The sequence below is a fragment of the Kitasatospora sp. NPDC059973 genome, assembly GCF_042737525.1.
GTDB lineage: Bacteria > Actinomycetota > Actinomycetes > Streptomycetales > Streptomycetaceae > Kitasatospora.
This window is the reverse complement of the sequence record NZ_JBHWUI010000275.1, coordinates 1-6,434: the sequence shown is the minus strand read 5'-3', so window position 1 is coordinate 6,434 and position 6,434 is coordinate 1. Positions and strand designations below refer to the sequence as shown.

The window sequence follows — 6,434 nt, the reverse complement described above, 5'->3', positions numbered from 1 at the left end:
ACGCTCGGCTGGGAAACCCCAGCCGAGCGCCTGCATAAACTGCTCGCGGCCTGAACAACCGACCACGTGTTGCAACGACCCTTAGAAACCGCCACGGGTGGCGGGCCCTCGGCCTGCTCCGCCTCCGCCCGGTATTCGTGGTGCGCCCGCCCGGCCTCCGTCGTGCGCCCGTCGTGCGTCCGTCGGCTCCGGTGAACGGGCGTGTGGTGTACGTCCCGAATCGTGGGCGGACCCTGGTAGCGGCACCCCGCCGTCCGGCATGATCGCCTCGGACAGGTCCGAGACGAGAGGTGGCCCATGACGCTCTGGGAGGCGATCGCCGTCCTGGTGGCGGGTGTCGGCGCGGGGATGATCAATGTGATCGTCGGCTCCGGGACCCTGATCACCTTCCCGGTGCTGCTCGCCGTCGGCATCCCGCCGGTCACCGCCAACGTCTCCAACGCCTTCGGCCTGGTGCCCGGCTCGCTCAGTGGTGTGATCGGCTACCGGCGGGAACTGGCCGACCAGGGCCGCCGGCTGGTCCGCCTCGGCATCGCCGCCCTCCTCGGCGGCCTGGTCGGCGCCGTGCTGCTGATCGAGCTGCCGAGCAGCGCCTTCGACACCATCGTGCCGGTGCTGATCCTGCTGGCCCTCGTCCTGGTGGTGATCCAGCCCCGGGTGGCCAAGGCGGTCGCCGCCCGGCGCCGGCCCGGCGGCGACCCCGACGGCGGCCTGGCGCTGCTCGCCGGCGTCTTCCTGACCGGCATCTACGGCGGCTACTTCGGTGCCGCGCAGGGCGTCCTGCTGCTGGCCCTGATGGGCATGCTGCTCCAGGAGGACCTGCAGCGGATCAACGGGGTGAAGAACGCGCTGGCGATGATCGTCAACGGCGTCGCCGCGGTGTTCTTCCTCTTCACCTCGACCATCAACTGGGCCGCCGCCGGGCTGATCGCCGTCGGCTCGCTCTGCGGTGGCCTGCTCGGTGCCAAGGTCGGGCGCAAGCTGCCGCCGCCGGCGCTGCGCGGGGTGATCGTGGTGGTCGGCCTGGTGGCCGTCACCAAGCTGCTCGTCAGCTGACGGTCCGCCGGTCGCCGCGGTGCTTCTCGACCTGTCCGAGCTGTCTGACTTGTTCGACGTGTTCCCGGAATTCGATGTGGAGGACGCCATGGCCCTGGAGATGCGGGACACCTGCGAACGTTGCGCGGTGTCGCTGACGGCGGACGGCCCGGCGTCCCTATGCTCCTACGAGTGCACCTTCTGTCCGGACTGTGCCGAGGCCATGGCCGCCACCTGCCCCAACTGCGGCGGCGAACTGGTGCCCCGTCCGCGCCGGAGGGCCTGACCCTTCACCAGTCACCCCCGACACCCGGGAGCGGTTCGATGAGCAGCAGAGCGCGTCTGACGGAGGACGAGATCACGGCCGCCCTGGCCGATCTGCCGGAGTGGAGCCGGGACGGCGACAGCATCGTCCGCACCGCCGACGCGGCGGACTTCCCGGCGGCGATCCGGGTGGTCGTCGCGGTCGCGGAGCAGGCGGAGGCGCTGGACCACCACCCGGACATCGACATCCGCTGGCGGACGCTGCACTTCGCGCTCTCCACCCACAGCGCGGGTGGCCTCACCTCGCTGGACGTCACCCTGGCCGGCCGCATCGACGCCGCCCTGCGGGCCGAGTCCGCCTGACGCCTCCCGGGCCTGTCCCGCACCTGCCCGCACCCGTGCCGCACCGGCCTCGTGGTGCCTCAGGGGGCCTCCTTCCGGCCCCGTCGAGGCCGGAAGGAGGCGCTCCGGGCGGCGTGAGATGCTGACTGCCGCATCGCCGGCGGTCGGGAGGGACGGAACGGATGGCGCAGGATCCCCTCGGAGACGCCGCACAGCAGCCGTGGTACCCGCAGCAGGACTGGCAGACGGCGTACCCGGACCAGCAGCAGTGGCAGGGCGGCCACGGGTACGACGGCGGTACCGGCCACCCGGCCGACGGCCACCTGCCGCACGGCCACGGGCAGGGCGGCTACCCGCAGACCGCGTACCCGCAGACGGGCTACCCGGAGACCGGCTACCCGGGGGCCGGCTATCCGCAGACGGGCTATCCGCAGGCCGGATACGCGGAGTACCCCCAGACCGGGTACGGCCAGGGCGGGCAGCACCAGCCGTCCTACCCGTACGGCGACTACGGGCAGCAGCAGTACGCCCCGTACGCCGTCCCGCAGCAGCCGACCGGTGAGGAGCTGTACGCCCCGCCGGGTGCCGCGTACTCCACCGACGGCTATGTGCGGCCCCAGCCCGAGCCCCAGCCCGAGCCCGAGCCGGTCGGCGAGCCCGGGCCGGTTGACGAGCCCGAGCCCGCCCCGGCCGCCGTCGTCGCGTCGAAGCCCGCCGGTGGTGGCCCCCGGTCGACCGGGCGGCGCCGTGGCGCCGCGGTGGACGTGCGCGCGGACGCGGACGTGCGGGGGGCCGGGAAGCCGTCCGCCGGCTTCGGGTCCAAGGCCCGGGCCGCGGCCGACGCGGTGGTCTCCGCCGACCACGCCCCCGGCCGGCGGGCCCTGATGGTCCGGACCGGCGCCGGGGTGGCGGCGCTCGGCGTCCTGGTGGCGGCGGCCGTGACGGTCGGTGCGCAGGGCGGCGGCACGGCCGCCGCCGGGGGAGAACCGGGCTTCACCATCGCCCACGCCAAGGCCTGGTCGGCCCAGCCCGCCGCCGCACTCCAGCCGGGCACCGACGACACGCTGGTCGGCAGCTGGCTGCTGGCCGACGCGGTGGTGCGGGCCGACGCCACCGGCGTCCACGCCTACGACCTGGCGGCCGGCAAGCCGACCTGGTCGGTTCAGCCCCCGGTGGCCGGGGCCGCTCCCTGCGGGCTCTCGGCGGGCGTCAACCAGGCCGGTCTGGGCGCCGTGCTCTTCCGGAGCCGGCCGGACCCGAAGAGCCCGTGCACGGTGGTGGCCGCCGTCGACAGCAAGACCGGTCGGACGGCGTGGAGCAAGCCGCTCTCCGATGCGAAGGGCGGCTACACCGCGCGGGTCGGCGTCACCGAGGACAAGGTGATCGCGGTCGGCGACGACCACGTGGTCGCCTGGGAGTCGGCCGACGGCGCGGACGTCTGGCAGTACACCGGGCAGGGCAAGTTCTGCACCCTCTCCGGTGGAGTCACCGGCAAGACCGTCATGGTGGCGAGCTCCTGCGCCGACTCCACGCCCGTCGACCAGGCCGTCTCGCTGAACACCGCCGACGGCAAGGTGAGCTGGTGGCGCGGCCTCAACAACCAGCCGAAGACGGTCACAGTGCTCTCCGCCGAGCCCTCCGTGGTGCTGACCACGGGGGCCAGGCCGGAGGACGACAAGGTGTTCGCCTGGGGCCCGGCCGGCGACCCGGCCGCCGAAATACCGGTCGCCGCCGGCGAGGGAAGGCTGGACGCCGCCCACGGTACGTTTTCGGCCACCCCCGGTGTCTTCTTCCAGGACCGGACGATGGTCACCACGCTGGCCCCGGCGAACGGCGGCGGTGCGATCTCCGTCGTCGGGTACGACCTGGACAGCGGCAAGCAGCGCTGGAAGGCGGCCGCCGCCGAGAAGGGCGTCGCCCGGGCCGTCGGTGTGGACGGCGGCGCGCTGGTGCTCGCCGCCGACGAACGCCTCGAACAGCCCGCCCACCTCAGCCGCTTCGCGCTCGCCGGCGGCCAGGAGACGGTCGGCGGCAACTTCCCGCAGGGCACCGGCTCGCTGCTGGTCTCCGGCCGCGTCCTGATCGGCGGTGGCCGGGTCGTCGCGGTGCCCGAGCACTCGGCCAACTTCGGGATAGCGGCCGGGTACCAGGCCAAGGGCTGAGCCCCGGCCGTCCGGGGCCCAGCCCTTCACGGCCGGGGCTCAGCCCTTCACGGCCGGGGCGGCTACGCGGCGGAGGCGGCCACCGGGGCAGGCAGCCAGTCCGCCAGGTCCCGAAGGTCCGAGCCGCGCAGGCCGAGCGCCATCATCAGGGTGGCCTGCGGGGTCGGGACGAACGGCTTGCGCAGCAGCTTCATCCCCGCCTGCTCCGGCGTCCGGTCGGCCTTGAGCTGGTTGTCCTCGGCGCAGGCGGCCACCGTGTTCAGCCAGCTGTCGGCCCCGCCGCGGGAGCGGGGCTGCAGGTGGTCCACGGTGGTGGCCCGGCGCCCGCAGTAGGCGCACAGGTGCTGGTCCCGGACGAGGACACCGCGGCGGGACCACGGAGCCTGTTGTCGGAACGGCACCCGCACGTAGCGTTGCAGTCTGATCACCCGGGGCACCGGGACGGAGACGCCCGTACCGCGGATGCTCCGCAGCGGATGGGCCTGCTCGACCACGGCCTTGTCCTGGAGCACCAGGACCACGGCGCGCTGGAGCGACACCGTCGTCAGGGGCTCGTAGCTCGCGTTCAGAACCAGCGTGTTGCGCACCTCGGCACACCCTTTCCCCGGGCGTGCCACGGCGGCACGACCGTCTCCACACACGTCACTGCCGCCGCACGGCGGTGGGACCACTCTGAAGGGGCCCCGGGCCGACGAACAACGGAATTTCCGGTGGAGGTGAGGGGTGGGGCAGGGGAGGGGGAGCGTTCCGCCGGGAGTCCGCGCGGCCCGCGGGAGCGCTGCGGACAGCCGCCCGGTCGGACGCCTCGGCGAAAACCCGATGGCCGGGACCGCGTAGGCTCTACCACGCTGGAGCCGTTCCGTACCGGGGCCCGACCGAACCGGGTCCGTACCGGGCGGACGCCCGATCCAAGGAGAAGCGTGACCGTGACGGACATCGTCGACGAGCTGCGGTGGCGTGGGCTGATCGCCCTGTCCACCGACGAGGACGCACTGCGCAAGGCGTTCGCGGACGGCCCGGTCACGTTCTATTGCGGCTTCGACCCGACGGCCCCCAGCCTGCACCTCGGGAACCTGGTGCAGATCCTGACCATGCGCCGCATCCAGCAGGCGGGGAACCTCCCGCTGGGCCTGGTCGGCGGCGCCACCGGCCTGATCGGTGACCCCAAGCCGACCGCCGAGCGCGTCCTGAACGACCCCGAGACGGTGGCCGGCTGGGTCGACCGGCTGCGTGGCCAGATCTCGCGCTTCCTCGATTTCGAGGGCCCGTACGCGGCGCGCATGGTCAACAACCTGGACTGGACCTCCGGGATGTCGGCCATCGGCCTGCTGCGCGACGTGGGCAAGTACTTCCGCGTGAACAACATGATCGCCAAGGAGGCCGTCTCGCGACGGCTCAACTCCGACGCGGGCATCAGCTACACCGAGTTCAGCTACCAGATCCTCCAGGGCATGGACTACCTGGAGCTGAACCGCCGCTACGGCTGCACGCTGCAGACCGGTGGCAGCGACCAGTGGGGCAACCTGACCGCCGGCACGGACCTCATCCGCAAGGCCGAGGCCAAGTCCGTGCACGCGCTGGCCACTCCGCTGATCGTCAAGGCGGACGGCACCAAGTTCGGGAAGACGGAGTCGGGCACGGTCTGGCTCGACCCCGAGCTCACCACCCCGTACGCCTTCTACCAGTTCTGGCTGAACGCGGACGACCGGGACGTCTCCACCTTCCTGCGGATCTTCAGCTTCCGCTCGAAGGAGGAGATCGAGGAGCTGGAGCGCGAGACCACCGAGCGCCCCGCCGCCCGTCTCGCCCAGCGCGCACTCGCCGAGGAACTGACCACCCTGGTGCACGGCGCCGAGCAGTACGACCGCGCGGTCGCCGCCTCCAAGGCGCTCTTCGGCCAGGGTGACCTCGCCGACCTGGAGGCGCCGACCCTGGCCGCCGCGCTGGCCGAGGTGCCGAGGGCCGAGGTGGCCGAACTCCAGCCGGTGGTCGACCTGTTGGTCGCCGTCGGTCTGGCGCCGAGCCGCTCGGCCGCCCGCCGGACGATCAAGGAGGGCGGCGCGTACCTCAACAACGTCAAGGTGACGGACGAGGAGGCGATGCCGGCCGAGGCCGACCTGCTGCACGGCCGCTGGCTCGTCCTGCGGCGTGGCAAGCGCAACCTGGCCGCCGTCGAGTTGGGTTCGGCCGGCTGAAAAAGCACCACCGCTGACCTGCGGTCTTGAGCATGGAGGGCCGGATCTGGACAGATCCGGCCCTCCGGTGTTTGACGTCCTCCTCCGACTGGCCTAGTGTTGGACGAGTCGCTGAAGCGGGCGGACACACGGCGGGCCGAGAGGCAGCCGGGGGTCAGCCGAGCGGCCATCGCAATCGGCAAGTCCAACTCTCACTCGTCGCCCATTAACTTGGGTCGCTCGGCGTTTTCGTCGAACGGTGGGAGCGGGGAATTTCGGGCCAGTCCCGGAATAAGCTAATGTGGAGGTCGCCGCAGAAAAGCGGACCTTCCCAGCAAGGGTCGGATGAATGAAACTCCGGAAAACGGAGCGGAAAACATCTGGTAAGCTGGAAACACGAAAGAACGAAGCGCCCGGAGGGCCCGCTGGAAGGCGGTCCGAAGGAAGTGTCCGTTCC

6 protein-coding genes are annotated in these 6,434 nt (G+C 72.3%); 5 read left to right on the top strand and 1 reads right to left on the bottom strand.

Going from position 1 to position 6,434, the window contains the following annotated elements; genetic code table 11:
• Positions 1-297 precede the first annotated feature (297 nt).
• The 4 genes from ACFWA9_RS37470 to ACFWA9_RS37455 all read left to right on the top strand — a co-directional run bounded on the left by ACFWA9_RS37470 (position 298) and on the right by ACFWA9_RS37455 (position 3,803).
• On the top strand, positions 298-1,056 hold the full coding sequence (locus ACFWA9_RS37470; RefSeq protein ID WP_329490151.1) for a sulfite exporter TauE/SafE family protein: 759 nt from the start codon (positions 298-300) through the stop codon (positions 1,054-1,056).
• Between the two features lie 88 nt (positions 1,057-1,144).
• Positions 1,145-1,321 carry a DUF1272 domain-containing protein gene (locus ACFWA9_RS37465; protein WP_329492298.1) on the top strand — a complete coding sequence of 59 codons (177 nt, stop codon included), beginning with the start codon at positions 1,145-1,147 and terminating at the stop codon, positions 1,319-1,321.
• A 38-nt stretch (positions 1,322-1,359) separates the two neighbouring features.
• Positions 1,360-1,662, top strand: coding sequence for a 4a-hydroxytetrahydrobiopterin dehydratase (locus ACFWA9_RS37460; protein WP_329490152.1), 303 nt, complete (start codon positions 1,360-1,362; stop codon positions 1,660-1,662).
• A 161-nt stretch (positions 1,663-1,823) separates the two neighbouring features.
• Positions 1,824-3,803: a PQQ-binding-like beta-propeller repeat protein gene (locus tag ACFWA9_RS37455; RefSeq protein WP_380393726.1), complete on the top strand. Its 1,980-nt coding sequence runs from the start codon at positions 1,824-1,826 to the stop codon at positions 3,801-3,803.
• A gap of 62 nt (positions 3,804-3,865) precedes the next feature.
• Here ACFWA9_RS37455 and ACFWA9_RS37450 read toward each other — a convergent pair whose 3' ends face one another.
• The gene (locus tag ACFWA9_RS37450) at positions 3,866-4,390 is read right to left on the bottom strand and encodes an HNH endonuclease (protein ID WP_329490154.1); all 525 of its coding nucleotides are present in this window, start codon (positions 4,388-4,390) and stop codon (positions 3,866-3,868) included.
• 339 nt (positions 4,391-4,729) lie between these two features.
• On the opposite strand from ACFWA9_RS37450, the gene tyrS reads away from it, so the two are divergent.
• On the top strand, positions 4,730-5,998 hold the full coding sequence (tyrS, locus tag ACFWA9_RS37445) for a tyrosine--tRNA ligase (protein WP_380393730.1): 1,269 nt from the start codon (positions 4,730-4,732) through the stop codon (positions 5,996-5,998).
• Positions 5,999-6,434: the final 436 nt, after the last annotated feature.